We start from the raw sequence: 26,231 nt of genomic DNA, 5'->3' as shown, positions 1-26,231 counted from the left end.
ACGGATCACTGATGACCCTGAGCACCCGTCGCCTGTCGCGAACCATGATCGCCGTGACCGCCGCCGCCGCCCCGGTGGTGTCGCTCGCGCCCGCGGCCCACGCCGCGCCCTCCGGCACCCCGCAGCTGCCGCAGCAGCCGCTGCTGCCGGCCACGCCGACCACGCCCGTCGCGACCCCCCGGGTCCTCCCGACCCCCGCCCCGATCTCGACCGTCACGATGACTGTCAACGCCGCTGCCGGCGTCAACGCCCGCAGCGGTCCGTCGACCTCCTACGGCATCGTGGGCGGCTACCGCAACGGGGCCAAGCTCACCGGCACGCTCACGTCCAACAACTGGCTCAAGGTCGGCAACAACAAGTTCGTCGCCGCCTGGAATCTCACCCGGTCCTCCGGCAGCAACCCCGGCGGCGGTGGCGGCGGTGGCGGGAGCGCCGAGCGGGTCACGCAGTGGATGGAGGCCTCGGTCGGCAACGTGCGCTCGGGCCCCGGCCTGGGCAACCCGGTCGTCACCACGATGCGCAAGGGCACGAAGGTGACGGGCACCTGGACCAGCAACGGCTGGCTCAACATCGGCGGCGGGAAGTACATCGCCGGCTCGATCCTCACCGGCACCAACCCCGGCGGTGGCGGCGGCTCCGACCCCGGTGGCGGCGGTGGCGGGAGCCAGCGCGTGACGCAGTGGATGGAGGCCTCGGTCGGCAACGTGCGCTCGGGCCCCGGCCTGGGTCACCCGGTCGTCACCACGATGCGCAAGGGCACGAAGGTGACGGGCACCTGGACCAGCAACGGCTGGCTCAACATCGGCGGCGGGAAGTACATCGCCGGCTCGATCCTCACCGGCACCAACCCCGGCGGCGGCGGTGGTGGCGGTGGCGAGCAGCCGGACCCCGCCCCGAACGAGGTGACCCGCTGGGTCAGCGCCGCGTCGGCGAACGTCCGCTCCGGCCCCTCGACGTCATACTCCGTCGTCGGCAGCATGCCGCGCGGCACCGAGGTCACCGGCACGCTCACCAGCAACGGCTGGCTGAAGATGTCGGGCTCGCAGTACATGGCGGGCTCGGTGCTCACCGCGAGCAACCCCGGCGGTGGCGGTGGTGGTGGCGGCGGCGCCGAGCCGGCTCCCGCCCCGGCCCCCTCGACCACCCGCCAGGAGATCCTCAACACCGCCGCGCAGTACATCGGCACCCCGTACAAGTACGGCGGCAACAACCCGCAGGAGGGCTTCGACTGCTCCGGCTACACCTCCTACGTCTTCGCCGAGGTGGGCCTGTCGATCCCGCGGACCGCGGCCACCCAGCAGGCGGCGGCGACGCCCACGAACAACCCGCAGCCGGGCGACCTGGTCTTCTTCGGCTACCCGGCCTACCACGTGGGCATCTACGCCGGGAACGGGATGATGTACGACACCGGCCGCCCGGGCGTCCCGACGCAGTACCGCGCGATCTTCAGCGGCGTGTCCGGCTACGGGGTCGTCAACGGCGTCGGCTGAGCCGCCGCGGTGCCGGTGACGGCGCCAGGGGTGCACTAGCATCCTCGGTATGCCCACCGACCTCCCCTCCTCCTCGCCTGCCCCGGAGGTGGCCCTGCGGCCGGTCTTCCTGGGCACCGACCCCGGCACCTACGGGCTCGCGCGGGCGCTGCACGAGAAGTACGGCGTGCGCACGACGATCGTCTCGCGCGGGCAGACCGGTCCCATCGCGTACTCCCGCATCCTCGACAACGTCGAGGCGGGGGAGAACACGGACCGGGCGCAGCTGCTCCGGACGCTGCTGGACGAGGGGCGGGCCTCCCGGGAGCGGGAGCCGGACGTGGCGCTGCTGCTGGGCTGCAACTCGGACTCGCACACCGAGCTGATCGCCGAGCACGCCGAGGAGCTCGGCGCATACTTCGCCTTCCCGCGGATGTCGTCGCAGACCCTGGAGCAGATCGCCGACAAGCAGAGCTTCGGGCAGATCTGCGAGCGCCTCGGCCTGCCGACGCCGCGCACGGTCGTGGTGCCCTTCGCCGAGGCCGACGACCCGGCGTGGGAGCCGGACCCGATCGACATCTCCTTCCCCGTCGTGGCCAAGCCCGCCAACAGCGCCCACTTCGAGCACCTGCGCTTCCCGGGGGCGCAGAAGGTGTGGTTCCTGCAGACCCCGGAGGAGTGGGACGACCTGGTCTTGACGCTGCGGGACGGTGGGGTGCGGCAGGACTTCCTCGTGCAGGAGCACATCCCCGGTGACGACACCCACCAGCTCTCCATCGTCGCCTACGTCGACCGCACCGGGCGGATGACCGCGTGCGCGACCGCGCAGGTCCTGCTCGGCGAGCACGACCCCACGACGATCGGCAACCCGATCGCCATGATCACCACCCCGATGCACGACCTCATGGACGCGGCGGAGCGGATCCTGGGCGCGGTGGACTACTGGGGCTTCGCCAACATCGACGCCAAGCGTGACCCCAGGACCGGGACGATCTACTACATGGAGGTCAACCCGCGGATGGGGCGCAACAGCTTCTACGCCACCGCCGCGGGGGCCGACCTCGCCGGTGCTGTGGTCGACGACGTCGTCCGGGGCGTCGAGCGCGAGCCGGTGCGCGGCACCGAGGAGGTGCTCTACAGCATCGTCAGCCCGCTGGTGCTGCCCTACTACGTCCGGGACCCGGCGCTGCGCCGCCGGGTGCTCGCGGCAGCCCGTCGCAAGGTGGTCCACCCGCTGCTCTACGAACGCGGCAACTGGCGCCGGCGCGCGTATGTCGCGGCGAACCGGCTCAACCACGCCAAGAAGCTGGCGACGTTCTACCGCCGCCCCTCGGCCTCCGGCTTCTGAGCGGCGCTCAGTAGAAGGTCGCGCCGGAGCGGCCGCGGGAGACGACCTTCGCGGTGACGCGGTGGCCGATGCGCTGCCAGAGGTCGTAGCGGCGGGGTCGGACCACGAGGTCGTAGGTGCCGACGAAGTCGGTGACCTCCTTGGCGAAGCTGCGCTTGAACTCGCCGATGCCGAAGTAGGGGTCGTCGCGGTCGTCCACCTTGGTGGAGTGCGGGGTCCCGGCCATGTCGTACGTCGTGGCGCCCTGGCTCTGCGCCCACTGCATCGCCGCCCACTGGAGCGCGTGGCTGCCACCGCGGACCGGGCGCTCGCGCACGCTGGCGCCGTCGCGGTAGCAGGCGACGTGGCCGACCACGGTGACGAAGGCCCCGGCGACGTCGCGGCCCTCGTGCTGGGCGAGGAAGACGCGGCCCAGGCCGGCGTCGCAGAAGGTGCGCCACATGGCGACCTGGTAGTCGTGCCCCCGCGGGGTGATGCCCTGGTCCTGCACCACCTCCATCCAGAGTGTCCACATGCGCTCGTAGGTCGACTCCTCCAGCGGGGCGGCCTCGGCGACCACGCCCTGCTTGATACCGCGGCGGATGGTGTTGCGCGTCTTGGACGGGAAGCGGGCCATGAGGTCGTCGGGGGTGCCGGTGACGTCGACGAAGACGGTGTTCTTGTTGGTCTGGATCCGGCCGGAGGGGAGCAGGCCCAGACGGTCCAGGCCGGCGAGGGTCTCCGGGCTCTCGACGATCTCGGGCTCGAGCTTGACGAGGAAGACGCCCTCGCGGTGGGCGGCCTCGCGCAACGGCGGCAGCAGCGGCTCGAGCTGCTCCAGGGTGGCCACGCCCGGGCCCTTGGGGAGGTACCAGACCTTGCCGAAGCCGAGGGCCCGCCGCTCGTGCACGGTGACCGGGAAGCCGTCGATGTCGGCATACCTGGGCGTCCACCCCATCATGGCCTTGACCTGCGCAAACTCCGGCGTCTGGAACATCGAGGGCTGGCCCGGCGTCGCCAGCAGGCGCTCGCGCCACGCGGCGTTGGACTGCGGTTCCACCCAGGTCAGCGTCATACCGGGATCGTAACGGCTGGCCCTGCCCGCTCCCGGGGGGAACACGGGTGCCCGGGAAGCCCGGGCGACCTCGGCGATGAGTCCGGGCCGCCGAGAGGGTCTACCCCCTCATGGATATCTCGAACGACCCGACCGACAGCGTGCGCCCCGTCGTGGGGATGTACTCCTTCTTCAGCACCGACCCGCGCCGCCTGGCCGAGTTCTGGGCCGGGCTGATGCAGCTGCCCACGGCACCGGAGCCCTCCGACGAGGTGGTCATGCTCGACCTGCACCACGAGGTCGCCCCGCAGACCTGGATCTTCGAGCGCACCGACGAGCCCGTCACCGGGACCAACCCGCTGGGGCTGGACATCGGCGCCGAGGACGCCGACGCCTGGCACGAGGTCGCCGAACGGGCCGAGGCCCTCGGCGCCGAGCGCGTGGCCGACCGGGAGGAGAGCGGGGTGCGGTGGATCGAGATGCGCGACCCCGACGGCAACCGGTTCCGTGTCTTCGGCCCGCGACCGAGATGACCGGCCCCCGTCGGCCGGGAAGGTTGCCTGCGACGGGCCGGCCCTCGCGCGTCCCGCCGATAGGCCGGACGCGAACGGCTGCAGCGTTCACGTGAACGCCGGAGCCGTTCGGGTCGGGCGTGTCGCCGGGACCGATCGGCTCAGGTGCCGGGCAGGCGGTAGCGGTCCCCCGCGAGCGGCTCGACCAGGCCCTCGGCGACGAGGGCGTCCAGGCAGCGGTCGCGCTGCAGCTCATGGGAGGCGTCACGGGCCGCGCCGCGCCCAGGCCAGGCCGCGCGCAGGGTCTCACCCGGCACCGGCCCGTCGACCTCGCGCAGCACCTGCAGGAGGGTGCCGCGGCACTGGCGGTCGGTGCCCGCCCAGGCCTGGCCGCGACGTGCCGGCCCGTCGTGGGCGGGTGACCCCGCCCGGAGCCAGGCGCAGCGTCCGGCGACGGGGCACTCGCCGCAGCGCGGGGCGCGGGCGGTGCACACCAGGGCGCCCAGCTCCATGACCGCGACGCTCCAGGTCGCGGCCTCGGCGTCGTCCTGCGGCAGGAGGCTGGTCGCGAGGGCGACCTCCGCCCGGGTGAGGGACGGTGCGGGCAGCGCGGTGCCGGTCAGGGCCCGGGCGTGCACCCGGCGCACGTTGGTGTCGACTACCGTGGCCCGACGCCCGAAGGCGAAGGCGGCGACCGCCGCGGCGGTGTAGTCGCCGATGCCAGGGAGCGTCCGCAGGGTCTCCTCGTCGGAGGGGACCTCGCCCCCGTGCAGGTCGCGGATCGCGGTCGCGGCGGCGTGCAGGCGCAGCGCCCGCCGGGGGTAGCCCAGGCGGCCCCACTCCCGCACCGCCGTGCCGCTCGGCTCGGCGGCGAGGTCGGCCGGGGTCGGCCAGGCGTCCATCCACCGCTCCCAGACGGGCAGCACGCGGACCACCGGGGTCTGCTGCAGCATGACCTCGGAGACGAGCACCCCCCACGGCGTCCGGTGGGGGGCGCGCCACGGCAGGTCGCGCCGGTGCGCGGCATACCAGGTGAGGACGCTGTCGTGCAGCGCCGCGACGTCGGTCGCCCGCACGTCAGACGTAGCGCTCGAGGATCGAGCTCTCGGCCAGCCTCGACAGTCCCTCGCGCACCGCGCGGGCGCGCGCCTCACCGACGCCGTCGACCTGCATGAGGTCCTCGAGCCCGGCGGAGAGCAGCTGCTGGAAGCTGCCGAAGTGGGTGACCAGCCGGTCGACGATCGCCCCGGGCAGCCGGGGTATGCGGTGGAGCAGCCGGTAGCCGGAGGGGCTGAGCTGCTGGTGGTCCATCCCGTCGCCGACGACGGTGATGCCGAGGCACCGGGCGACGGCGGCGAGGTCGAGCAGCTCGGTGCTGTCCAGGGCTGCCAGGGCCGCCTGCACCTGGGCCGGGTCGCGGCCCGCCTCGGCCGCCCCGATGTAGTCGCGCACGACGAGCTCGCGCTCGCGCTCGACCCCGCCGGTCATCTCCTCCAGCTGGAGCCCGGTGAGGCGGCCGTCGACGCCCAGCTCCACGACGTACTGCTCGATCTCGGCGCTGATCCGGCGGACCATCTCCAGCCGCTGCAGGACCTGGGCGAGGTCGCGGACGGTGACGAGGTCCTCGATCTCCAGCGCGGACAGGCTGGCGCTCACCTCGTCCAGCCGGGCGCGGTAGCGCTCCAGCGTCTGCAGCGCCTGGTTGGCCTGCGCCTGCAGCTGCCCGCGCTCCTCGAGCACGTGCCGGATGTCGCCGACGTAGAGCGCGATGATCGACATCGACTGGCTCACCGAGATGACCGGGAAGCCGGTCTGCTTGGCGGTCCGCTCGGCGGTGCGGTGCCGGGTGCCGCTCTCCCGGGTCTCGATGGTCCGGTCCGGGGCGAGCTGGGTCGCGGCACGCACGATCCGGGTGCCGTCGCGGGTGAGCACGATCCCGCCGTCCATCTTGGCCAGCTCGCGCAGCCGGGTGGCGGAGAACTCCACGTCCAGCTCGAAACCACCGGTGCTGATCGAGTCGACGACCCGGTCGCTGCCGAGCACGATGAGTGCCCCTGTCCGCCCGCGCAGGATGCGCTCCAGCCCGTCGCGCAGGTCGGTCCCCGGGGAGACGGCGCCGAGGGTCGCGCGCAAGAGCTCCTCGTCGCTGCGTTCCGACATGCTCGCCTCCCTCACCGGCCCACGTCCGTCCGGCGCCTGCCCTGCGCGTGCCCGGTGCCGCCGATCCTATTTGCCGTGGCGGCGCACACCCCTGCCCGGTGCAGATCTTTACAGATTCTTGATCAGCGCCTCGTCGGAGCGGCCGCCCTGGCGGGCGGTGGCGCTCGCGGCGGCGAGCACCAGCGCCACCGCGTCGCTGAGGGTGGCGACCTCGTGCACCCGCATGCCCGACGGCGGACGTCCCTCTGCCAGCGAGCCGAGGGGGATGACCGCCTCGGTGAAGCCGATGCGGGCGGCCTCGGTGAGGCGGCGCGGCGCGCCGGTGACCGGGCGCAGGTCGCCCGACAGCCCGACCTCGCCGACAGCGATCGTGCTTACCGGCAGGGCGAGGTCGGCCTTGGCGCTGCTCAGCGCGAGGGCCAGGGCGAGGTCGGCGGCCGGCTCGGAGAGGCGGACCCCGCCGACCGTGGCGGCGTAGCAGTCGTCCTTGCCGAGCGGGACGCCCCCGCGCTGCCCGAGCACGGCCAGCACCATCGCGAGCCGGGAGGGGTCGAGGCCGCTGGTGGTGCGCCGGGGCGACCCGGCGGAGGCCTCGCTGACCAGGGCCTGGACCTCGGCGACCAGGGGCCGTCGGCCCTCGAGGGTGACCGTCACGCAGGTGCCGGGCACCGGGCGGTCGCGGCTGGAGAGGAAGAGCCCGCTGGGGTCGGCCAGTCCGACGATGCCGGAGTCCCCGAGGTCGAAGCAGCCGACCTCGTCGGTCGGGCCGAAGCGGTTCTTCACCGCGCGCACGAGCCGCAGCCGGCTGTGCCGCTCGCCCTCGAAGGCCACCACGACATCGACGAGGTGCTCCAGCACCCGGGGCCCGGCGATCCCGCCGTCCTTGGTGACGTGCCCGATGAGCACGGCGGCGGTGCCTCGTGTCTTGGCCGCCTGGATGAGGGCCGAGGCGACCTCGCGCACCTGGCCGACGTTGCCCGGCGCGCCCTCGACGTCGGCGCTGGCCACGGTCTGCACCGAGTCGACCACGAGCAGCTCGGGGTCGGTCTGCTCGATCTGGCCCAGGATCGTGGCCAGGTCGGTCTCGGCCGCGAGGAAGAGGGTGTCCGCGACCGCGCCGATCCGCTCCGCGCGCAGCTTGACCTGGGCCGCGGACTCCTCGCCGGAGACGTAGAGCACGGAGGTCCCCTCCCGGGCCGCCCGCGCCGCCACGTCGAGGGCCAGGGTGGACTTGCCGATCCCGGGCTCGCCGGCCATGAGCACCACGGCCCCGGGGACGATGCCGCCGCCGAGGACCCGGTCGAACTCGCCCACCCCGGTGGAGCGGGCCTGGGCCGCGTCGGCGTCCACCGTGCGGATCGGCACCGCGGGCCGGCTGGGGGACACCGCGCTCGTGCGCACGGTGGTGCGGGCCCCCACCTCGGAGACCGTGCCCCACGCCTGGCACTCGGGGCAGCGCCCCACCCACTTCACCCCCTGCCAGCCGCACTCGGTGCACCGGTATGCCGCTCTGCTCGCCTTCGCCACGCTGCCAGGGTAGGCGCGGGCACCGACAGCCCCACCCTCGCGGTGGCGGCGCGGCGGACGCGGTAAGGCATCATGGCGCCCATGCGCCTGGGTGTCATCGACGTCGGATCGAACACGGTCCACCTGCTCGTGGTCGACGCGCAGCCCGGTGGGCACCCCACGCCCGACTACTCGCACAAGGTGGAGCTGCGGCTCGCCGAGCACCTCACCCCCGAGGGGGACATCAGCGACGAGGGCGCGCGCACGCTGGCCGGCTTCGTCGCCGACTGCGTCGAGGTCGCCGAGAGCCGTGGCGCCACCGAGCTGCTGCCCTTCGCCACCAGCGCGATCCGGGAGGCGGGCAACACCGAGGCGGTGCTCGACCTGGTCCGCGACACCTCCGGGGTGGAGCTCGACATCCTGCCCGGCGAGGAGGAGGCCCGCGCGACCTTCCTCGCCGTGCGGCGCTGGTTCGGCTGGTCCGCGGGGCGCCTGCTCAACGTCGACATCGGGGGTGGCTCGCTGGAGCTGGCCGCCGGCCTCGACGAGCAGCCGGACGCCGCGATCTCCCTCCCGCTCGGCGCCGGACGGCTCAGCCGGGCGCTCGAGCACGACCCGCCGGAGCGTGCCGAGGTCAAGGCGCTGCGCAAGCGCATACGGTCCGAGATCGCCACCGCCCAGCCGGCGCTGACCAAGGTCGGGACCCCGCAGCTCGTGGCCGGCAGCAGCAAGACGGTGCGCTCCCTCGCCCGTGCCTGCGGCGCCGCGCCGCGCGGCGAGGGGCTGTACGTCCCGCGGGTGCTGCGCTTCGAGGACCTCGCCGAGCTCACCCCGCGGCTGCTGCGGATGACTGCCGCCCAGCGGGCCGGGCTGCCCGGGGTCTCGGCCTCCCGCGCCCACCAGCTCGCGGCCGGCGCGCTCGTGCTCGAGGCGGTGCTCGAGCTCAGCGGGGTGGACGAGCTGGCGGTCAGCCCATGGGCGCTGCGCGAGGGGCTCATCCTGCGCTTCCTGGACGGGCTGGGCCGATGAGCGGGCACATCCCGGTCCACCTGTCGACCTCCTCGGTCTACCCGGAGAACGCCGCCTACGCCTTCGACCTGGCGCAGCGGCTGGGCTACGACGGCGTCGAGATCATGGTCTGGACCGACCCGGTGACCCAGGAGGCGGGAGCGCTCAGCGCGCTCGCCCGGCTGCACGGCCTGTCCATCGGCGCGATCCACGCCCCCACCCTGCTGCTCGCGCAGCGGCTCTGGGGCTGGGAGCCGTGGGGCAAGATCGAGCGGGCGCTCGACCTGGCCCGCGACACCGACGCCCAGTGCGTCGTCGTCCACCCGCCGTTCCGCTGGCAGCGGGGGTATGCCGAGGGCTTCGTCGAGGGGGTGGCGCAGCGGCAGGAGCGGTGGGGCATCCCCATCGCCGTGGAGAACATGTTCCCGTGGCGCGCCGGCTCGTCCGCCTCGGCCATGCAGGCCTACCTGCCCGGTCCCGACCCGCGGGACTTCCCCTACACCGACGTCACCTTCGACATCAGCCACGCCGCCACGGCCGGCGAGGACGCGCTGGACATGGTCCGCGACCTCGGCGACCGGGTCCGGCACGTCCACCTGGGTGACTCCTTCGGGTCCTTCAAGGACGAGCACCTCGTGCCCGGCCGCGGCGAGCAGAGGTGCAAGGAGGTGCTGGAGCACCTGGTCGAGACGGGCTTCGGCGGCGTGGTCAGCCTGGAGGTCGGGACGCGCAAGATGAGCTCGCAGGACCGGGAGAAGGCGCTGGCCGAGTCGCTCGCCTTCGCCCGGCAGCACCTGGGCCAGACCGACCTGCCGGGTGCCCGCCCGGCGTGAGCGCAGGGGCCTCCCGGGCGTAGCCTGTCGCCCATGGAGCTCGCCGACCTCAACCCCTCCGCCCTCATGCGCCAGACCCTGCTGGGCGTGAGCCGCAACACCGCGCTGCGCCAGGTGATCGAGCAGGCGCCGGTCAGCAGGGACGTGGTGAAGCGGTTCGTCGCCGGTGACGCCACCGCCGACGCCGTCCGGGTGGCCGGCGAGCTGGTGGACACCCGCCGCCAGGTCACCATCGACTACCTCGGCGAGGACACGACCGACCCCTCCCAGGCGAGCGCCACCCGCGACGCCTACCTGGAGCTGCTCTCCGCGCTCTCCGAGGCCGGGCTCACCCAGGACGGCGCCGCCGAGGTCAGCCTCAAGCTCTCCGCGCTCGGCCAGTTCCTCGGCCGGGACGGGCACGCCATCGCCCTGGACAACGCGCGCCAGGTCTGCCAGGCCGCCGCCAACGCCGGCACGACGGTGACCCTCGACATGGAGGACCACACCACCACCGACCCCACCCTGGCGGCGCTCGCCGAGCTGCGCCAGGACTGGCCGTGGGTGGGTGTGGCGCTGCAGGCATACCTGCACCGGACCGAGCAGGACTGCCGCGACCTCGCGGGCGAGGGCTCCCGGGTGCGGCTGTGCAAGGGGGCCTACAAGCAGCCCGAGTCGGTCGCCTACCAGGACAAGGAGGACGTGGACAAGTCCTACGTCCGGTGCCTGAAGATCCTCCTGCAGGGCGAGGGCTACCCGATGATCGCCACGCACGACCCGCGGCTGGTCGAGATCGCCACGGTGCTCGCCGACAAGGAGCAGCGCGAGGCCGACTCCTACGAGTTCCAGATGCTGCTGGGGATCCGCCCGGACGAGCAGCGCCGGCTCGCCGGGGCCGGGGCGAAGATGCGCGTTTACCTGCCCTACGGCGAGGACTGGTACGGCTACCTCGTGCGACGCATGGCCGAGCGCCCGGCCAACCTGACCTTCTTCCTGCGCGGCCTGGCGACCAAGGGCTGATCGCCCGTGACGATCGCTCTCCTCGGCGCCGGGGTCATGGGCGGAACCCTGGCCGCGGCCCTCATCCGGTCCGGGCACGCCCCGGACGACCTCGTCCTCAGCGACAAGGTGACCGAGCGGGCCGAGCGGGTGGCCGGTCAGCACGGCACGCGGTATGCCGACCCCGCGGCCGCGGTCGCCGCCGCGGACGTCGTGGTGCTCGCGGTGAAGCCGCAGGACATGGCGGCCCTCGTCGAGGAGGTCCACGACCACGTCGGGCCCGGCACCCTCGTCGTCTCCATCGCGGCGGGGATCACCACCGACTTCCTCGAGCGGCGGCTGCCCGAGGGGACCTCCGTCGTCCGCGTCATGCCCAACACCCCCGCCCTGGTCGACCAGGGCATGTCGGCCATGAGCCCGGGGCGGCACTGCACCGCCACGCACGTGGAGCAGGCCCGGGCCCTCATGGAGCACGTGGGCCGGGTCGTCGTCCTCGACGAGCAGCACCAGGACGCGGTCACCGCGATCAGCGGCAGCGGACCGTCCTACATCTTCTACGTCGTGGAGGCCATGATCGAGGCCGGTGTGCTCCTCGGACTGCCCCGCGACACGGCCACCGAGCTCGTCACACAGACGTTGTATGGTGCCGCCACGATGATCCGCGAGACGGGGACCCACCCGACGGTCTTGCGGGAGCAGGTCTCCAGCCCGGGTGGCACGAGCGTCGCCGCCCTGCGGGCCCTGGAGGACCACAAGGTCAGGGCCGCCTTCCTCACGGCGATGGAGGCGGCCGCCAGAAGGTCGCACGAGCTGTCCCCGCGCGAGGACTGAGCACCCGGGTGCCCGATCACCCACTGTTCACCTCGCTCGACCCAGCACCGGCGACCCGTGTGAAAGAGTAGGGAAGTATGAGCGAGATCCACGTGCGCGTCCTCGACCCGGATGAGTGGCCGTCCTACAAGGACGTGCGTCTGCGGGCGCTGCGTGAGTCTCCCGAAGCCTTCGTGGCCTCCGCCGAGGAGGAGGCGGACTTCCCCGACTCGCGCTGGCAGGAGCGCATGGAGCGCTCGCGTCGGATCCTCGCCGAGAACGGCGAGGAGGTCGTCGGCGTGGTCAGCGTCGGCACCGGTCACCGCACGAACATCCCCGGTGCCGGCGAGCTCTTCGGGCTGTGGGTGGCGCCCTCCCTGCGCGGCTCCGGCGTCGCCCGCCGGCTGCTCGAGAAGTCGGCCAAGGTCGGTCGCGAGGTCGGCCTGCGCCAGCTCGTCTACTGGGTGGGCACCGACAACGGCCGCGCGGTGGCCTTCGCCTCCAGCTTCGGCTTCCGCCCCACCGACGACCGGCGGCCCATCCGGATCCGCGGCGTCGACGAGGAGGACGCGGAGTCCGAGGAGATGATGATGGTCTACCCGCTGGGTGACTCCGCAGGGGTCCCGACCTCGCTCTGAGGGCACCCTCCCCGTGGTCTAGCGTGTGCCGCATGACGGCCTCCTGGGTGATGTGGGACGAGCGCTACACGGGCTACGACTTCGGCCCGGGGCACCCCATGCACCCGAGCCGGCTGGACCTCACGCACCGCCTCTCCGGGGCCCTGGGGCTGCTCGACCACGACGACGTGGAGATCCGCCCGGCCCGGCCCGCCACGCTCGAGGAGCTGCTCTCGGTGCACACGCCCGACCTCGTCGAGGCGGTGCAGGCGGCCTCCGCCGACCCCCGGTCGGCCACCGGACGCCACGGTCTGGGCACCGAGGACACCCCGGCCTTCCTGGGTATGCACGAGGCCACCTCCCTCGCCGTGGGGGCCACGGTCGAGGCGTGCCGGGCGGTCTGGACCGGGCAGGTCGCGCGCGCCTGCAACATCGCCGGCGGTCTGCACCACGCGATGCCGCAGGCGGCCTCGGGCTTCTGCGTCTACAACGACATCGCCGTCGGCATCCAGGACCTCCTCGACGCGGGCGCCGAGCGGGTGCTCTACCTCGATCTCGACGTGCACCACGGCGACGGCGTCGAGCGGTGCTTCTGGAACGAGCCGCGGGTCATGACGGTCTCCATGCACGAGACCGGCCGCGCGCTCTTCCCGGGCACCGGCTTCCCCGGCGACACCGGCGGCCCGAAGGCGCCGGACTCGGCGGTCAACATCGCGCTGCCCCCCGGGACCGGCGACGAGGGGTGGCTGCGGGCATACCAGGCGGTCGTCCCCACCATCGTCCGGGTCTTCGACCCGCAGATCGTCGTGAGCCAGCACGGGTGCGACTGCCACTACGCCGACCCGCTGGCGCACCTGTCGGTGTCGATGGACGCCCTCGCCGTCGCCTACGGCTGGGTGCGGGAGCTGGCCGACGACCTGGCCGGCGGCCGGTGGGTCTCGCTCGGCGGCGGGGGGTATGAGCTGGTCGAGGTGGTGCCCCGCGCCTGGACCCACCTCATCGGCGTCGTGACGGGCCGGCCGGTCGACCCCCGGACGCCGGTGCCGGAGTCGTGGCGGCAGCACGTCGAGGAGGTCTACGGGCTGGACGCGCCCCGCTCGATGGGGGACCGCGAGGGCCGGGAGATCCGCTACGGGCGGTGGGACGAGGGGCACGACCTCGACGAGCCGGTCGACTCGGCCATCATGGCGACGCGCCGGGCCAGCTTCCCCGGCTGGGGCCTGGACCCCTACTTCGACTGACAGCTGGCAGCGACGGGGCGAGATCCCGTCCGCCCCGTTCGCCCCACCCGGCGTGTCGCGCTGGACTTTTTTCGCTCACGACTTTCGCAATGACCACATCTGCCCCTATCGTTAGCCCGACAAACCGACGCAGGCTGTGTGCCGGAGGGGAAGCCGTGCCCGCTGCCTGCCTGGAGAAGCACAAGAGACGGGATGCGTCCGATGGCAGATGAGCGCCAGCTCGCTGAGATGACGTTCATGACCGTGGCCGAGGTGGCTGCCGTCATGCGTGTGTCCAAGATGACGGTCTACCGGCTGGTGCACTCGGGCGAGCTGCCCGCGGTGCGGGTCGGTCGGTCCTTCCGGGTCCCCGAGAAGGCCGTGCACGCCTACCTCGAGGACTCCTACCACGGCACCGCCTGACCAGGTCGCTTTGGGAGCCGGACCCCGCCCGCGTTAGGGTGGAACGGTTGTGCATCGCCCTGCGCCGCCCCGCGGCGTGGGACGCCGACTGCACCATCACGACCGACGACGACGAAGGATGGCCCCATGGGCTCTGTGATCAAGAAGCGCCGCAAGCGGATGGCGAAGAAGAAGCACCGCAAGCTGCTGCGCAAGACGCGTCACCAGCGTCGCAACAAGAAGTGAGGCCGTCGGCCACCAGGCCGACACCCGCGAAGACCATGGCGCCCGTCCCGTGCTGGGAGGGCGCCATCGTCGTCCTCGGTGGTCGGCGGGAGCGACCGTGAGGTGGTGGGGGCGCGGCAGGAGCTCCGGGACGCAGCCGCGGGTCGAGGTGCTCTCGCGGCCCGGCTGCCACCTGTGCGAGGAGATGGTCGGGGTGGTCCGCACGCAGGTCGAGGACGTGGTGGTCCGGGACATCGACGCCGAGCGTGCCGGCGGGGAGATGGGGCAGGCCGAGCACGACCGCTGGACGACCGAGGTCCCTGTCCTGCTGGTGGACGAGAAGGTGGTCGCGCGGTGGCGGGTCGAGCCCGCCGAGCTGCGGTCCGCCCTGTCCCGCGCGCGCCGCGCCGGGCGCCGTCCCTGACCCCCGGCCCGCTCCTCGTTTTGGTGGAAGCAGGGGTGCGAGCCTAGAGTTGAGGGGTCCGCTCCGACCGGAGGACGAGGGTCTGATATAAGCCCCTCCCGGCGTCGGGGAGAGCCACCCACCAGGAAGGAGCCGGTGCCGCCGTGATGGCCGAGTCGAACCGGCGCGGGGTGCCGGACGCCACGGTCGGAAGGCTCCCGGGCTACCTCCAGGCGCTCACCACGGTGGCGGAGCAGGGCCGCAGCTCGGTTTCCAGCGAGGAGATCGCCTCGCTCGCGGGGGTGCGCTCGGCCCAGGTGCGCAAGGACCTGTCCCACCTCGGCTCCTACGGCGTCCGGGGCGTCGGCTACGACGTCGCCAGGCTCGTCGACCAGATCTCCGCCGAGCTCGGGCTGAGCCAGGACTGGCCGGTGGTCATCGTCGGCATGGGCAACCTCGGCCGCGCCCTGGCGAGCTACGAGGGCCTGGCCACCCGCGGCTTCCACGTCGTCGCCCTGGCGGACAACGACCCCGACGTGGTCGGCAGCCGGGTCGAGGGTATGCCGGTGCAGGCGCTGGCCGAGCTGCGGACCTGCGGCCCGGTGTCGGTGGGTGTCGTCACGACCCCGCCCGAGGCCGCCCAGGAGGTCGCGGACGTGCTCGTCGAGCTCGGCGTGCACTCCATCCTCAACTTCGCGCCCGTCGTGCTCCAGGTGCCCGCCGACGTCGACGTGCGCCGGGTCGACCTGGCGACCGAGCTGCAGATCCTGGCCTTCCACCAGCACCAGCGGGAGGCCTCCGTGACCGACACCCCGGTGGAGGGAGTCTCGTGAGTGTCCTCGTCGTGGGCCTGTCCCACCGCACCGCACCCATCGACCTGCTCGAGCGGGCCGTCCTCGACGCCGACGGCGCCGCGGGCCTGGCCGCCCGCCTGCGGGCCGGCGACCACGTGCACGAGGCGCTCGTGCTCTCCACCTGCAACCGGCTCGAGGTCGTCGTGGAGGCCGGGACGTTCCACGGCGCGCTCGAGGAGATCGGCGTGGCCCTGGGGGCGCTGACCGGTCTGTCCCGGGACCAGCTCACCGACCACCTCTTCGTGCACTACGACGACCGGGCGGTCGCCCACCTCTTCGAGCTCGCGTGCGGTCTGGACTCGCTGGCGGTCGGGGAGAGCCAGGTGCTGGGCCAGCTGCGCGAGGCGCTCGCCGTCGCCCAGCGGCACGGTCACCTGGGGCCCTCCCTCAACCCGCTGGTCCAGCAGGCGCTGCGCGTGGGCAAGCGGGCCCACGCCGAGACCTCCATCGACGACGTCTCCCGCTCCCTCGTCGCCCTCGGGCTCGACCGGGCCAGGGACGTCCTCGGCGACCTCACCGGGGCGCGCACGGTGGTCGTGGGCGCCGGCGCCATGTCGGGCCTGGCCGTGGCGACCCTCGTGCGGCAGGGGGTGAGCGACCTCGTCGTGGTCAACCGCACGCAGGAGCGGGCCGAGCGGCTCGCGGCGGCGCACGGGGTGCGCAGCCTGCCCTGGGCCGACCTCGCGAGCGCCGTCGGCTCGGCCGACCTCGTCATCACCTGCACCGGTGCGGTGGGCCACGTCCTCGACGAGGGCACGCTCGCCCGGGCCCGCGGTGCCGCCGGCCGGTCCGGCGCCCCGCTCACGCTGCTCGACCTGGCGCTCCCGCGCGACGTCGACCCCGCCGTGACCCGGCTGCGCGGGGCCACCCTCTGGGGCCTCGCCGAGCTGCAGCAGGCCGCGGGCGGGTCGGCCGGCCCGTCCTTGCCGGGACCGGGGGCGAGCTCGTCGTCCGGGCCCGAGGAGGCCGAGGCCGTCACGGCGGTGCGCGGCCTGGTCGCCACCGAGGTCGCCGCCTACCTCACCGAGCGGCACGCCGCCCGCCTCGGACCAACCCTGGCCGCGCTGCGCACCAGCGCGGGGCGGGTCGTCGACGCCGAGATGACCCGGCTGGACCAGCGCCTCCCGCACCTGCCCGACGACGAGCGGGCCGAGGTCCGGCATACCGTGCAGCGGGTGGTGGACAAGCTGCTCCACACCCCGACCACGCGGGTGAAGCAGCTGCAGGCGGGCTACGACGAGGTGCCGGCCGACTACGCCCACGCCCTGCGCGAGCTCTTCGACCTCGACAGCCGCGAGGTCGCCGTCGTCTCAAGCCCCCCGCTCGGCGTCGTCGAGAAGGCCACCGAGCGCAGGAAGGGGGGACGGTCCTGATGAGTGAGGCGACCGCCACCACCAGCACCGGGCGACCGCTGCGGCTGGGGACCCGGCGCAGCGCCCTGGCCACCAGCCAGTCCACCTGGGTGGCCGAGCGGCTGCGCGCAGCCGGGTGCGAGGTCGAGCTGGTCCTCGTGACCACCGAGGGCGACACCTCGGCCCGCAGCCTGCGCGAGATCGGCGGCACCGGGGTCTTCGCCTCCGCGCTGCGCACCGCGCTGCTGGAGGGCCGGATCGACCTCGCCGTGCACTCCCTCAAGGACCTGCCGACCGCACCCGCCGACGGCCTCGTCGTGGCCGCCGTCCCCGAGCGGGAGGACCCGCGCGACGTCCTCGTCGCCCGGGACGGCCTGCGCCTGCACGAGCTCCCGGCCGGCGCGGTCATCGGCACCGGCTCACCGCGTCGTGCCGCGCAGCTGCGCCTCGCGCGCCCCGACCTCGAGGTCCGCGACATCCGCGGCAACGTCGACTCGCGCATCCGCATGGTCACCGACGGCGTGCTCGACGCCGTCGTCCTGGCCCGCGCCGGGTTGGCCCGGCTGGACCGCCTCGACGAGGCCACCGAGGTGCTCGACACCGAGGTCGTGCTCCCGGCCGCCGGGCAGGGGGCGCTCGCCGTCGAGTGCCGCGCGGAGGACTCCGCGCTGGCCCAGGACCTCGGCGCCGCCCTGGAGCACGCGCCCACCCGGGCCGCCGTCACCGCCGAGCGCGCCGCCCTCGCCCGGCTGGAGGCCGGCTGCACCGCCCCCGTCGGGGCGCTGGCGCGCTCCACCGGCGCACCCACCCTCACCCTTCACGTGTTCGCCGCCCTGCAGGACGGGGCGCGCACGCACGTGCTGACCGGCGCGGACGACGCGCCGGACGACCTCGGCGCACGTGCCGCCGACCTGCTGTTGAACCGTCCCGACCCGGCCGGCCTCGTCGCCGCACCCGGGTCACACACACCGGAGTCCGACCTGTGAGCACCGACGCCGCCCCCGTCCACCTGACCCCCGTCCCCAGCACCGCCGCCCGCGTCGCCTTCGTCGGCGCCGGGCCCGGCGACCCGGGGCTGCTCACCGTCCGCGCTCGGGACTACCTCGCCGTCGCGGACGTCGTCGTCGTCGACGCGGCCCACCGCGAGGACCAGGTGCGAGCCTGGACCGGGGAGGACACCGAGATCGTCCGCACCGTCCGCGGCGAGGACGGTCCCGCGCTCAGCCCTGCGGCCCGCGCCAAGCTGCTCGTGCGCACCGCCACCCGGTTCGACGACGCCACGCACCTCGTCGTGCGGCTGCTGAGCGAGGACTCCGCCGGGGGCACGATGGCCGACGAGGCGCGTGCCTGCCACGACGCGGGCGTCGCCTTCGAGATCGTCCCCGGGGTCAGCGCCGCCTGGGCGGTGCCGGCGTATGCCGGGATGCTCCCCGACGGCGACGGGGGCCAGGTCCACGTCGTCAGCGCCGCCGACACCGGTGTGGACTGGTCGCACTCGGTCGACGACGAGGTGACCGTCGTGGTGCTCGGCGAGCGCGACCGCCTGCACCGTGCGCTGCAGCACCTCGCGGACGCCGGCCGCGACGCCGGTACCCCGACCGCGCTGACCGGCCGGGGCACGACCAACGCCCAGCAGACCCGGGTCACCACGCTGCACGAGGCGCTGGCCGCCGACGCCGAGGAGCTCGCCGGGGCCACCGTCGCCGTCGTCGGGCGCCCGGTGCAGCTGCGGGCCGAGCTGTCCTGGTGGGAGTCCAAGCCGCTCTTCGGCTGGTCGATCCTCGTGCCGCGCACCAAGGAGCAGTCCGGTCCCATGACCGACCGGATCTCCGGCTACGGCGCGAGCTCCTCCGTCGTCCCGACGATCAGCGTGGAGAAGCCCCGCACGCCGCAGCAGATGGACCGCGCGGTCAAGGGGCTGGTCACCGGTCGCTACGAGTGGATCGGCTTCACCTCCGTCAACGCGGTCCGCGCCGTGCGGGAGAAGTTCGAGGCCCTCGGCCTGGACGCCCGCGCGTTCGCCGGCCTCAAGCTGGCGGCCGTCGGCGGCGTCACCGCGCAGGCGCTGCGGGAGTGGGGCCTCGAGCCCGACCTCGTGCCGGACGGCGAGCAGTCCGCCCGGGGGCTGCTGGAGTCCTGGCCGCCCTTCGACGAGGTGCTCGACCCGATCAACCGGGTCTTCCTTCCGCGCGCCGACATCGCGACCGACACCCTCGTCGCGGGCCTCACGGATATGGGCTGGGAGGTCGACGACGTCACCGCCTACCGCACCGTGCGCGCCGCGCCGCCGGCCGCGGAGGTCCGGGAGGCGATCAAGGGCGGTGCCTTCGACGCGGTCTGCTTCACCTCCTCCTCGACGGTGCGCAACCTCGTCGGCATCGCCGGCAAACCGCACCCAGGCACCGTGGTCGCCTGCATCGGCCCCGCGACCGCCAAGGCGGCGCAGGAGCACGGCCTGCGCGTCGACGTCGTCGCCCCGGAGCCGAGCGCGACGAGCCTCGTCGATGCCCTGGCCGAGCACGCCCGCGCCCTCGTGGCGCAGGCGCAGAGCGAGGGCGAGGAGTTCGTCCGCCCCAGCCGCCGCAAGCCGGTGGCGCGGCGTCCCCGGTCGCGGCGGTGACGGCATACCCGCGGCCGCACGAGCGCCCGCGCCGGCTGCGCACCACGCCGGCGCTGCGCCGGCTCGTGGCGCAGACCCGGCTGCACCCGGCCGAGCTCGTGCTGCCCGTCTTCGTCCGTGACGGCATCGAGGAGCCGCAGCCCATCGGCTCCATGCCGGGCGTCGTGCAGCACACCCCGACCAGCCTGGTCGCCGCGGCCCGCGAGGCGGTCGACGCCGGGGTCGGCGGGATCATGGTCTTCGGCGTCCCGCGGCCGCAGGACAAGGACGCCGGTGGCAGCGCCGGGCTCGACCCGGACGGGGTCCTCAACGCCGGCCTCCGCGCGCTGCGCACCGAGCTCGGCGACGACACCGTCATCATGAGCGACCTGTGCCTCGACGAGTTCACCGACCACGGCCACTGCGGTCTGGTCGACGACGCCGGCCGGGTCGACAACGACGCCACCCTCGAGGTGTATGCCGAGATGGCGGTCGCGCAGGCGCGGGCCGGCGCCCACGTGGTCGGGCCCAGCGGCATGATGGACGGGCAGGTCCAGGTGGTGCGGGAGGCGCTGGACGCCGCCGGGCACCGGGACGTCGCGGTGCTCGCCTACACGGCGAAGTACGCCAGCGGCTGCTACGGGCCGTTCCGCGAGGCCGTGGCCTCGACGCTGGAGGGGGACCGGTCCACCTACCAGCAGGACCCGGCCAACCGCACCGAGAGCCTGCGCGAGCTGCGGCTCGACCTGGAGCAGGGCGCGGACATGGTCATGGTCAAGCCCGCGCTGCCCTACCTCGACATCCTCTCCGACGTCGCGGCCGAGGCCGACGTGCCGGTCGCGGCCTACCAGGTCAGCGGCGAGTACGCCATGATCGAGGCCGCCGCCTCCCAGGGTCTGCTCGACCGTGACCGTATGGTGATGGAGACACTGACGTCGATCCGCCGGGCGGGCGCCCAGATCCTGCTGACCTACTACGCGACGAGGGTGGCCCGGCTGCTGGGAGGGTGAGGCATGGTCCGCTGGCTGGACGAGGAGGAGCAGCGCGCCTGGCGCTCGATCCTGCGGGCGTCCCACCTCATCACCCTCGTCATGGAGGAGGCCCTGGACGAGCACGGCGTCTCCCTGGGGGAGTACGAGCTGCTGAGCATGGTCTCCGAGGCGCCCGGGGAGCGCATCCGGATGGCCGAGCTGGCCCACCTCATCGTCCAGTCGCGCAGCCGGGTCAGCCACACCGCCAACCGGCTCGAGAAACGCGGCTGGGTGCAGCGCGTGCGGACCCCGCAGGACGGCCGCGGAGTCGTGCTCCAGCTCACCCCCACCGGCGCCACCGAGCTGCGACGGCTCGCGCCGGTGCACGTCGAGAGCGTCCGGAGGGCGTTGCTGGACCACCTGAGCCGGGAGGAGCTCATCCAGCACGGGGAGGCGCTGCGCCGCGTCGTGCGGGCCACCCGCCACCGCGACGACGAGGCGCTCGACGCGATCTGACACGGGCGACCCCCGGGGCTGACGGACCCCGCGCCTACGCTGGTCCCATGAGCAACGACGGACCGGTCTACCCCGACGACGCCCCCGCCTCGACCCAGCTCCTGGCGCGCGCCCGGGAGGTCATCCCCGGCGGGGTGAACTCGCCGGTGCGGGCCTTCCGGTCCGTGGGCGGCACCCCGCGCTTCATGGAGCGCGCGCAGGGGCCCTGGCTCTGGGACGCCGACGGCCGGCGCTACCTCGACCTCGTCTGCTCGTGGGGGCCGATGATCCTGGGGCACGGGCACCCGGACGTGCGTGCGGCGGTGCTGGAGGCTGCGGAGGGCAGCTTCTCCTTCGGTATGCCCACCGCCCGCGAGGTGGCGCTCGCCGAGGAGATCGTGGCCCGGGTGGACCCGGTCGAGCAGGTGCGCCTGGTCAGCTCGGGCACGGAGGCCACGATGAGCGCCATCCGCCTCGCCCGCGGGGCCACCGGCCGGTCGGTGGTGGTGAAGTTCGCCGGGTGCTACCACGGCCACGTCGACGCGCTGCTGGCCTCGGCCGGGTCGGGGGTCGCGACCTTCGGGCTGCCGGACAGTCCCGGGGTGCCCGCGAGCGCGGCCGGCGAGACGATCGTGCTGCCCTACAACGACGTCGCCGCGCTGGAGGCCACGTTCGCCGAGCGCGGGTCCGAGATCGCCGCCGTCATCACCGAGGCGGCGGCCGGCAACATGGGCGTGGTGCCGCCCGCGCCCGGCTTCACCGACGCGCTGCGCCGGGTGAGCGCCGAGCACGGCGCGCTGCTCGTCAGCGACGAGGTGATGACCGGCTTCCGCTGCTCGCCCTCGGGGTGGTTCGGGCTGGAGGGCGAGCCGGCCGGCGGCGCCCCCGACCTGTTCACCTTCGGCAAGGTCATGGGCGGCGGCTTCCCGGCGGCGGCCTTCGGCGGCCGCGCCGACCTCATGGCGCAGCTCGCCCCGGAGGGCCCGGTCTACCAGGCAGGCACCCTGTCCGGGAACCCGGTCGCCGCCGCGGCCGGCCTGGCCACCCTCCAGCGGTGCACCGACGAGGTCTACCAGCGCCTGGACGAGGTGAGCGAGGCGCTCGCCGCCGCGGTCACCGACTCCTTCACGCGCCACGGCATACCCCACCGCATCCAGTGGGCCGGCTCGATGTTCAGCGTCTTCCTCCGCGAGGGGGCGGTGAGCTCCTACGACGACGCCAAGGACCAGGACGCCGAGCTCTTCGGCCGCTTCTTCCACGCCATGCTGCGCCGCGGCGTGCACCTGCCGCCGAGCTGCTTCGAGGCGTGGTTCGTCTCCGCCGCCCACGACGACGAGGCCGTGGAGCACGCCGTGGCCGCGATCGAGGCGAGCGCCGCCGAGGTCGCCTGACAGGATGAGGTCGTGCTGCTCACGCTGACGTCGACCGCACCCCAGGCCCCGGACCTGGGTTTTCTGCTCCACAAGCACCCCGACCGGGTCCAGCAGGTCGAGCTGCCCGCCGCGCGGGCGAGCATCTTCTATCCCGAGGCCTCGCCTGAGCGGTGCACCGTGGCGCTGCTGCTGGACGTCGATCCGGTCGCGCTGGTGCGGGGCAGCCGGCACGGAGGCGGGCGTCCGGGCCGAGGCGGGCCGGAGGCGGCCCAGCTGTCGACCTATGTCAACGACCGCCCCTGGGCGGCGTCCTCGCTGCTGGCCGTCGCCCTGGGGAAGGCCTTCAAGACCGCGCTCAACGGTCGCTGCGACGCCCGGCCCGACCTGGTCGACGAGCCGTTGCCGCTCACCGTCCGACTGCCGGCGCTCCCGGCTCGCGGCCGGAGCGAGGACGCGAGCGGTATGCCGCTGGTGCGGCGGCTCTTCGCTCCGCTCGGGTGGGAGGTGTCTGGCCGCAGCACCCCGCTCGGGGCACAGATGGCCGACTGGGGTGATGCTCCCTATGTCGACGTCGAGCTGGCCGGCCGGCACCGGCTGGCCGACGCGCTCGCCCACCTCTACGTGCTGCTGCCGGTGCTCGACGAGGCCAAGCACTACTGGGTCAGCGCAGACGAGGTGGACAAGCTGCTCCGCCGGGGCCAGACCTGGCTCCCCGGCCACCCGGACCGCGAGCTCATCACCCGGCGCTACCTCGGCGTGCGGAGGCGCTTCGTCGACGACGCCCTGGATCGGCTCGCGGCGCTCGACGACCAGGTGGCGCCGTCGGAGCAGGTGCCCGGTGCGGGTGGGGCCAGCACCGGAGGTGTCCCGACGACGGATGCGGCCGGGCCCGAGGAGGTGCCCCGGGGGCCGTTGCGGCAGCAGCGGCTGGACACGGTCCTGGCGGTCCTGCGGGAGGTCGGGGCTCGACGGGTCGTCGACCTGGGTTGCGGCGAGGGCGCCTGTCTCTCGGCACTGCTGGCCGATCCCGCCTTCACGCAGATCCTCGGGGTCGACGTCTCCGCGCGTGAGCTGGTGCGGGCCGAGGGTCGGCTCGGGCTCGACGACCCCGGCCGGCTGCCCGACCAGCAGCGGGCGCGGATCCGGCTGCGGCAGTCCTCGGCCGTCTACCGCGACGAGGAGCTCGCCGGCTACGACGCGATGCTGCTCGTCGAGGTGGTGGAGCACGTCGACCCCGAGCGGCTGCCGGACCTCGAGGCGTCGGTCTTCGGCGCCTCGCGACCGCGGAACGTGGTCCTGACGACGCCGAACGCCGAGCACAACGTGCGCTACGGCATACCTCAGGGGCAGTTCAGGCACCCGGACCACCGGTTCGAGTGGACGCGGACCGAGCTGCGCGCGTGGGCCGAGGGCGTGGCCGGACGGCATGGCTATCACGTCGAGTTGCGCCCGGTCGGGGAGGACTATCCCGAGGTCGGACCACCCACGCAGCTGGCCCTCTTCACCCGTGAGGACCTCGCCCAGGAGGACCAGGCGTGAGCGCGCGGACCGAGCTGGCGATCCCCGAGCTGAGCCTCGTCGTCCTCGTCGGCGCCTCCGGGTCGGGCAAGACGACCTTCGCCCGCCGCGCCTTCGGCCCCTTCGAGACGGTCAGCTCGGATGTCTGCCGTGCGCTGGTCAGCGGCGACGAGAACGACCAGTCAGCCAGCGCCGACGCCTTCGACCTGCTGCACCACCTCGTCGGTCTTCGGCTGCGCCGTGGGCTGCTCACGGTCGTCGACGCGACCAACGTCACCCGCGCGGCGCGTGCCGACCTGGTGCGCCTCGCTCGGGAGCACGACGTCCTCCCGGTGGCGATCGTGCTCGACGTCGGCGCCGACATCGCGATCGAGCGCAACCGCGGCAGGCCCGAGCGCGACTTCGGTGAGGGGCCGGTCCGCCGCCACGACCGCCAGCTCAGGAAGTCGCTGCGGGGGCTGAGCCGTGAGGGCTTCCGTGGGGTGCACGTGCTCCGCTCTCCCGAGGAGGTCGACGCCGCCGTCGTCGCCCGGGAGCCGCTGCGCAGCGACTTCCGGGACCGGACGGGGCCCTTCGACATCGTCGGCGACGTGCACGGCTGCCTCGAGGAGCTGGTCGAGCTGCTCGGGGTGCTGGGGTATGCCGTGTCCCGGGACGAGCACGGCGCGCCGGTCGACGCCGAGCACCCCGACGGCAGGGTGCTGGTCTTCGTCGGCGATCTCGTGGACCGCGGTCCCGACTCGGTCGGCGTGCTACGGCTGGCGATGGGCATGGCCGAGGCCGGGCATGCCATGGCCGTGCCCGGCAACCACGAGGCCAAGCTGGTGCGGGCGCTCGACGGGGCGAAGGTCACCGTGAGTCACGGGTTGGAGGTGACCCTGGCCGAGCTCGGGCGGGAGAGCGAGGGCTTCCGCCGTCGGGTCCGCGACTGGTGCGACGGTCTGGTGGCCCACCGGGTGCTCGACCGGGGACGCCTGGTCGTCGCGCACGCGGGTCTCAAGGAGGCCTACCACGGGCGCGCGTCGGGCCGGGTGCGAGCCTTCGCGCTCTACGGCGACACCACCGGCGAGACCGACGAGTTCGGCCTGCCGGTGCGCTACCCGTGGGCCGAGGACTACCGGGGCCGCGCCGCCGTCGTCTACGGCCACACCCCGACCCCGCGGCTGGAGTGGATCAACAACACCCTCTGCCTGGACACCGGCGCCGTCTTCGGCGGCCAGCTGTCGGCGCTCCGCTGGCCCGAGAGGGAGACGGTCCAGGTCTCCGCGCGCGCGGTCCACCACGAGCCGGCGCGGCCCTTCGCCACCGAGGCCACCGGGCGGGGCGAGGACGAGCTGCGACTCACCGACGTCACCGGTCGACGGCACGTCGAGACCGAGCAGCTGGGCCGGGTGCTGGTCACCGAGGAGTCGGCCGCGGGAGCCCTGGAGGTCATGAGCCGCTTCGCGCTGCACCCTCGCCAGGTGCCTTATCTGCCGCCGACCATGGCGCCGGTCGGTAGCTCCCGGCGACCGGGCTTCCTCGAGCACCCCGACGAGGCCTTCGCGCAGTATGCCGCGTGGGGCGTCGAGGAGGTGGTCTGCCAGGAGAAGCACATGGGCTCGCGCGCGGTCGTGCACCTGGCCCCCGACGGCGGCGCGGTCTACACCCGGACGGGCCGCGCGTTCTTCGAGCCGCACCTCCAGCAGGAGCTGCTCTCACGCCTGGGGGCTGCCTGGGTCGCCTCAGGTCTCGCAGCCGATCTGGGTGGCGACGACGTTCTGCTGGATGCCGAGCTGCTGCCGTGGTCGGCCAAGGCGGAGGGACTCGTGCGGGAGCAGTACGCCGCGGTCGGCGCTGCCGCCCGGCTCGCCCTCCCGGCGGCGGTCGACACGCTCGCGACCGCTGCGGGCCGGGGCCTCGACGTCGGGGAGCTGCTGACCCGGACGCGTGAGCGTGCCGCGAACGCCGGCGCCTTCGACGCGGCCTGGCAGCGCTACGTCTGGCCGACCGAGGGGCTCGACGGCGTGCAGCTGGCGCCTTTCCAGGTGCTCGCGGCCGGGGGTCAGGTCCGGGCCGGAGAGGACCACCTCTGGCACCTCGGGGTCGCGGACCGGCTGGTCGAGGCCGACCCCGGTCTGGTGCGGCCGACCAGGCGGCTGGTGGTGGACACCGCGTCCCCCGACAGCTGCGCCGCCGGGGTGCGGTGGTGGGAGGAGCTCGCGGCTTCCGGCGGCGAGGGCATGGTGGTCAAGCCCGCCCAGGGGGTCGCCCGGGCCCGGGGCAAACTCGTCCAGCCGGGCCTGAAGGTGCGGGGCCGCGACTACCTACGCCTGGTCTACGGACCGGACTACACCCTGCCCGAGCACCTGGAGCGGCTGCGGGAGCGGCACCTGGGGCACAAACGCGCCCTGGCTCTGCGAGAGCATGCCCTCGGGCTGGAGAGCCTGGCCCGGTGGGCCCGGGAGGAGCCGCTCTGGCGGGTGCACGAGGCGGTCTTCGCGATCCTGGCGCTGGAGTCGGAGCCGGTGGATCCGCGCCTGTGAGCGATTCGTGACCCATCAGG

Annotated in this window: 25 protein-coding genes; 21 read left to right on the top strand and 4 right to left on the bottom strand. The window is 73.9% G+C overall.

Translation table 11 applies throughout. The features are described from left to right. The first annotated feature begins 11 nt into the window (after window positions 1-11). Together SGUI_RS07345 and SGUI_RS07340 are read left to right on the top strand one after the other, a co-directional pair. Window positions 12-1,490, top strand: coding sequence for a C40 family peptidase (locus tag SGUI_RS07345; protein ID WP_191090963.1), 1,479 nt, complete (start codon window positions 12-14; stop codon window positions 1,488-1,490). A 49-nt stretch (window positions 1,491-1,539) separates the two neighbouring features. After that, the gene (locus SGUI_RS07340; RefSeq protein ID WP_066638200.1) at window positions 1,540-2,817 is read left to right on the top strand and encodes a carboxylate--amine ligase; all 1,278 of its coding nucleotides are present in this window, start codon (window positions 1,540-1,542) and stop codon (window positions 2,815-2,817) included. A 7-nt stretch (window positions 2,818-2,824) separates the two neighbouring features. Here the strand turns inward: SGUI_RS07340 and SGUI_RS07335 are convergent, their stop codons facing one another. Continuing rightward, window positions 2,825-3,871: a lipid II:glycine glycyltransferase FemX gene (locus SGUI_RS07335; RefSeq protein ID WP_066638197.1), complete on the bottom strand. Its 1,047-nt coding sequence runs from the start codon at window positions 3,869-3,871 to the stop codon at window positions 2,825-2,827. 110 nt (window positions 3,872-3,981) lie between these two features. Here SGUI_RS07335 and SGUI_RS07330 point away from each other — a divergent pair, with 110 nt between their 5' ends. Further along, on the top strand, window positions 3,982-4,383 hold the full coding sequence (locus tag SGUI_RS07330) for a VOC family protein (protein ID WP_066638195.1): 402 nt from the start codon (window positions 3,982-3,984) through the stop codon (window positions 4,381-4,383). Window positions 4,384-4,523: 140 nt separating this feature from the next. On the opposite strand, the gene SGUI_RS07325 is transcribed toward SGUI_RS07330, so the two are convergent. The 3 genes from SGUI_RS07325 to radA all read right to left on the bottom strand — a co-directional run bounded on the left by SGUI_RS07325 (window position 4,524) and on the right by radA (window position 8,049). After that, complete coding sequence (locus tag SGUI_RS07325) at window positions 4,524-5,438, bottom strand: HhH-GPD family protein (protein WP_066638193.1); 915 nt, start codon at window positions 5,436-5,438, stop codon at window positions 4,524-4,526. Window position 5,439: 1 nt separating this feature from the next. Then, window positions 5,440-6,522 carry a DNA integrity scanning diadenylate cyclase DisA gene (gene disA / locus SGUI_RS07320; protein ID WP_066638190.1) on the bottom strand — a complete coding sequence of 361 codons (1,083 nt, stop codon included), beginning with the start codon at window positions 6,520-6,522 and terminating at the stop codon, window positions 5,440-5,442. A gap of 108 nt (window positions 6,523-6,630) precedes the next feature. Next, the gene (radA, locus tag SGUI_RS07315; RefSeq protein WP_066638187.1) at window positions 6,631-8,049 is read right to left on the bottom strand and encodes a DNA repair protein RadA; all 1,419 of its coding nucleotides are present in this window, start codon (window positions 8,047-8,049) and stop codon (window positions 6,631-6,633) included. Window positions 8,050-8,130: 81 nt separating this feature from the next. On the opposite strand from radA, the gene SGUI_RS07310 reads away from it, so the two are divergent. The 18 genes from SGUI_RS07310 to SGUI_RS07230 all read left to right on the top strand — a co-directional run bounded on the left by SGUI_RS07310 (window position 8,131) and on the right by SGUI_RS07230 (window position 26,211). Further along, window positions 8,131-9,057: a Ppx/GppA family phosphatase gene (locus tag SGUI_RS07310; RefSeq protein ID WP_066642984.1), complete on the top strand. Its 927-nt coding sequence runs from the start codon at window positions 8,131-8,133 to the stop codon at window positions 9,055-9,057. Further along, window positions 9,054-9,869 carry a sugar phosphate isomerase/epimerase family protein gene (locus SGUI_RS07305; protein WP_066638184.1) on the top strand — a complete coding sequence of 272 codons (816 nt, stop codon included), beginning with the start codon at window positions 9,054-9,056 and terminating at the stop codon, window positions 9,867-9,869. Before SGUI_RS07310 ends, SGUI_RS07305 begins: the two co-directional genes overlap by 4 nt. Window positions 9,870-9,902: 33 nt before the next feature. After that, window positions 9,903-10,868 carry a proline dehydrogenase family protein gene (locus SGUI_RS07300; protein ID WP_066638181.1) on the top strand — a complete coding sequence of 322 codons (966 nt, stop codon included), beginning with the start codon at window positions 9,903-9,905 and terminating at the stop codon, window positions 10,866-10,868. Between the two features lie 6 nt (window positions 10,869-10,874). Next, a complete protein-coding gene (gene proC, locus SGUI_RS07295; protein WP_083190555.1) occupies window positions 10,875-11,678 on the top strand; it encodes a pyrroline-5-carboxylate reductase in 804 nt (267 codons plus the stop codon). A 77-nt stretch (window positions 11,679-11,755) separates the two neighbouring features. After that, window positions 11,756-12,295: a GNAT family N-acetyltransferase gene (locus SGUI_RS07290; protein WP_066638178.1), complete on the top strand. Its 540-nt coding sequence runs from the start codon at window positions 11,756-11,758 to the stop codon at window positions 12,293-12,295. A 32-nt stretch (window positions 12,296-12,327) separates the two neighbouring features. Beyond that, entirely contained in the window at window positions 12,328-13,515 is a 1,188-nt protein-coding gene (locus tag SGUI_RS07285; protein WP_066638175.1) for an acetoin utilization protein AcuC, read from the top strand. A gap of 201 nt (window positions 13,516-13,716) precedes the next feature. Further along, window positions 13,717-13,917, top strand: a complete 201-nt coding sequence (locus tag SGUI_RS07280) for a helix-turn-helix domain-containing protein (RefSeq protein ID WP_028131110.1) — start codon at window positions 13,717-13,719, stop codon at window positions 13,915-13,917. Window positions 13,918-14,043: 126 nt separating this feature from the next. Continuing rightward, complete coding sequence (locus SGUI_RS17050) at window positions 14,044-14,142, top strand: 30S ribosomal protein bS22 (protein WP_003792170.1); 99 nt, start codon at window positions 14,044-14,046, stop codon at window positions 14,140-14,142. Between the two features lie 97 nt (window positions 14,143-14,239). Beyond that, window positions 14,240-14,545, top strand: coding sequence for a glutaredoxin family protein (locus SGUI_RS07275; RefSeq protein WP_066638172.1), 306 nt, complete (start codon window positions 14,240-14,242; stop codon window positions 14,543-14,545). Window positions 14,546-14,691: 146 nt separating this feature from the next. Further along, window positions 14,692-15,357, top strand: a complete 666-nt coding sequence (locus SGUI_RS07270) for a redox-sensing transcriptional repressor Rex (RefSeq protein ID WP_066638170.1) — start codon at window positions 14,692-14,694, stop codon at window positions 15,355-15,357. Continuing rightward, window positions 15,354-16,751: a glutamyl-tRNA reductase gene (locus SGUI_RS07265; protein ID WP_066638169.1), complete on the top strand. Its 1,398-nt coding sequence runs from the start codon at window positions 15,354-15,356 to the stop codon at window positions 16,749-16,751. Before SGUI_RS07270 ends, SGUI_RS07265 begins: the two co-directional genes overlap by 4 nt. Further along, window positions 16,751-17,716, top strand: coding sequence for a hydroxymethylbilane synthase (gene hemC, locus SGUI_RS07260; RefSeq protein ID WP_066638168.1), 966 nt, complete (start codon window positions 16,751-16,753; stop codon window positions 17,714-17,716). The genes SGUI_RS07265 and hemC overlap by 1 nt, the downstream gene beginning before the upstream one ends. Continuing rightward, window positions 17,713-19,350, top strand: a complete 1,638-nt coding sequence (locus SGUI_RS07255; RefSeq protein WP_066638166.1) for a bifunctional uroporphyrinogen-III C-methyltransferase/uroporphyrinogen-III synthase — start codon at window positions 17,713-17,715, stop codon at window positions 19,348-19,350. The genes hemC and SGUI_RS07255 overlap by 4 nt, the downstream gene beginning before the upstream one ends. Next, window positions 19,347-20,339 carry a porphobilinogen synthase gene (hemB, locus tag SGUI_RS07250; protein ID WP_066638156.1) on the top strand — a complete coding sequence of 331 codons (993 nt, stop codon included), beginning with the start codon at window positions 19,347-19,349 and terminating at the stop codon, window positions 20,337-20,339. Before SGUI_RS07255 ends, hemB begins: the two co-directional genes overlap by 4 nt. A gap of 3 nt (window positions 20,340-20,342) precedes the next feature. Continuing rightward, window positions 20,343-20,816 (top strand): MarR family winged helix-turn-helix transcriptional regulator, encoded by a 474-nt coding sequence (locus tag SGUI_RS07245; RefSeq protein WP_066638153.1) that lies wholly within the window; start codon window positions 20,343-20,345, stop codon window positions 20,814-20,816. Window positions 20,817-20,863: 47 nt separating this feature from the next. Further along, window positions 20,864-22,186 carry a glutamate-1-semialdehyde 2,1-aminomutase gene (hemL, locus tag SGUI_RS07240; protein WP_066638151.1) on the top strand — a complete coding sequence of 441 codons (1,323 nt, stop codon included), beginning with the start codon at window positions 20,864-20,866 and terminating at the stop codon, window positions 22,184-22,186. A gap of 12 nt (window positions 22,187-22,198) precedes the next feature. Next, window positions 22,199-23,707, top strand: coding sequence for a 3' terminal RNA ribose 2'-O-methyltransferase Hen1 (locus tag SGUI_RS07235; RefSeq protein ID WP_066638149.1), 1,509 nt, complete (start codon window positions 22,199-22,201; stop codon window positions 23,705-23,707). Next, window positions 23,704-26,211 carry a polynucleotide kinase-phosphatase gene (locus tag SGUI_RS07230; protein ID WP_066638147.1) on the top strand — a complete coding sequence of 836 codons (2,508 nt, stop codon included), beginning with the start codon at window positions 23,704-23,706 and terminating at the stop codon, window positions 26,209-26,211. The genes SGUI_RS07235 and SGUI_RS07230 overlap by 4 nt, the downstream gene beginning before the upstream one ends. Window positions 26,212-26,231: the final 20 nt, after the last annotated feature.

The organism is Serinicoccus hydrothermalis (assembly GCF_001685415.1).
Lineage (GTDB): Bacteria > Actinomycetota > Actinomycetes > Actinomycetales > Dermatophilaceae > Ornithinicoccus > Ornithinicoccus hydrothermalis.
Note: the sequence above shows the minus strand (reverse complement) of the source record. Positions and strands in the feature narration are given on the sequence as shown.

What these genes read in the sequence shown, in the direction of transcription:
- SGUI_RS07345 (WP_191090963.1), top strand. Translation starts at nt 12, where the DNA reads ATGACCCTGAGCACCCGTCGCCTGTCGCGAACCATGATCGCCGTGACC.
- SGUI_RS07340 (WP_066638200.1), top strand. Translation starts at nt 1,540, where the DNA reads ATGCCCACCGACCTCCCCTCCTCCTCGCCTGCCCCGGAGGTGGCCCTG.
- SGUI_RS07335 (WP_066638197.1), bottom strand. Translation starts at nt 3,871, where the DNA reads ATGACGCTGACCTGGGTGGAACCGCAGTCCAACGCCGCGTGGCGCGAG.
- SGUI_RS07330 (WP_066638195.1), top strand. Translation starts at nt 3,982, where the DNA reads ATGGATATCTCGAACGACCCGACCGACAGCGTGCGCCCCGTCGTGGGG.
- disA (WP_066638190.1), bottom strand. Translation starts at nt 6,522, where the DNA reads ATGTCGGAACGCAGCGACGAGGAGCTCTTGCGCGCGACCCTCGGCGCC.
- SGUI_RS07310 (WP_066642984.1), top strand. Translation starts at nt 8,131, where the DNA reads ATGCGCCTGGGTGTCATCGACGTCGGATCGAACACGGTCCACCTGCTC.
- SGUI_RS07305 (WP_066638184.1), top strand. Translation starts at nt 9,054, where the DNA reads ATGAGCGGGCACATCCCGGTCCACCTGTCGACCTCCTCGGTCTACCCG.
- SGUI_RS07300 (WP_066638181.1), top strand. Translation starts at nt 9,903, where the DNA reads ATGGAGCTCGCCGACCTCAACCCCTCCGCCCTCATGCGCCAGACCCTG.
- SGUI_RS07290 (WP_066638178.1), top strand. Translation starts at nt 11,756, where the DNA reads ATGAGCGAGATCCACGTGCGCGTCCTCGACCCGGATGAGTGGCCGTCC.
- SGUI_RS07285 (WP_066638175.1), top strand. Translation starts at nt 12,328, where the DNA reads ATGACGGCCTCCTGGGTGATGTGGGACGAGCGCTACACGGGCTACGAC.
- SGUI_RS07280 (WP_028131110.1), top strand. Translation starts at nt 13,717, where the DNA reads ATGGCAGATGAGCGCCAGCTCGCTGAGATGACGTTCATGACCGTGGCC.
- SGUI_RS17050 (WP_003792170.1), top strand. Translation starts at nt 14,044, where the DNA reads ATGGGCTCTGTGATCAAGAAGCGCCGCAAGCGGATGGCGAAGAAGAAG.
- SGUI_RS07270 (WP_066638170.1), top strand. Translation starts at nt 14,692, where the DNA reads ATGGCCGAGTCGAACCGGCGCGGGGTGCCGGACGCCACGGTCGGAAGG.
- hemC (WP_066638168.1), top strand. Translation starts at nt 16,751, where the DNA reads ATGAGTGAGGCGACCGCCACCACCAGCACCGGGCGACCGCTGCGGCTG.
- SGUI_RS07245 (WP_066638153.1), top strand. Translation starts at nt 20,343, where the DNA reads ATGGTCCGCTGGCTGGACGAGGAGGAGCAGCGCGCCTGGCGCTCGATC.
- hemL (WP_066638151.1), top strand. Translation starts at nt 20,864, where the DNA reads ATGAGCAACGACGGACCGGTCTACCCCGACGACGCCCCCGCCTCGACC.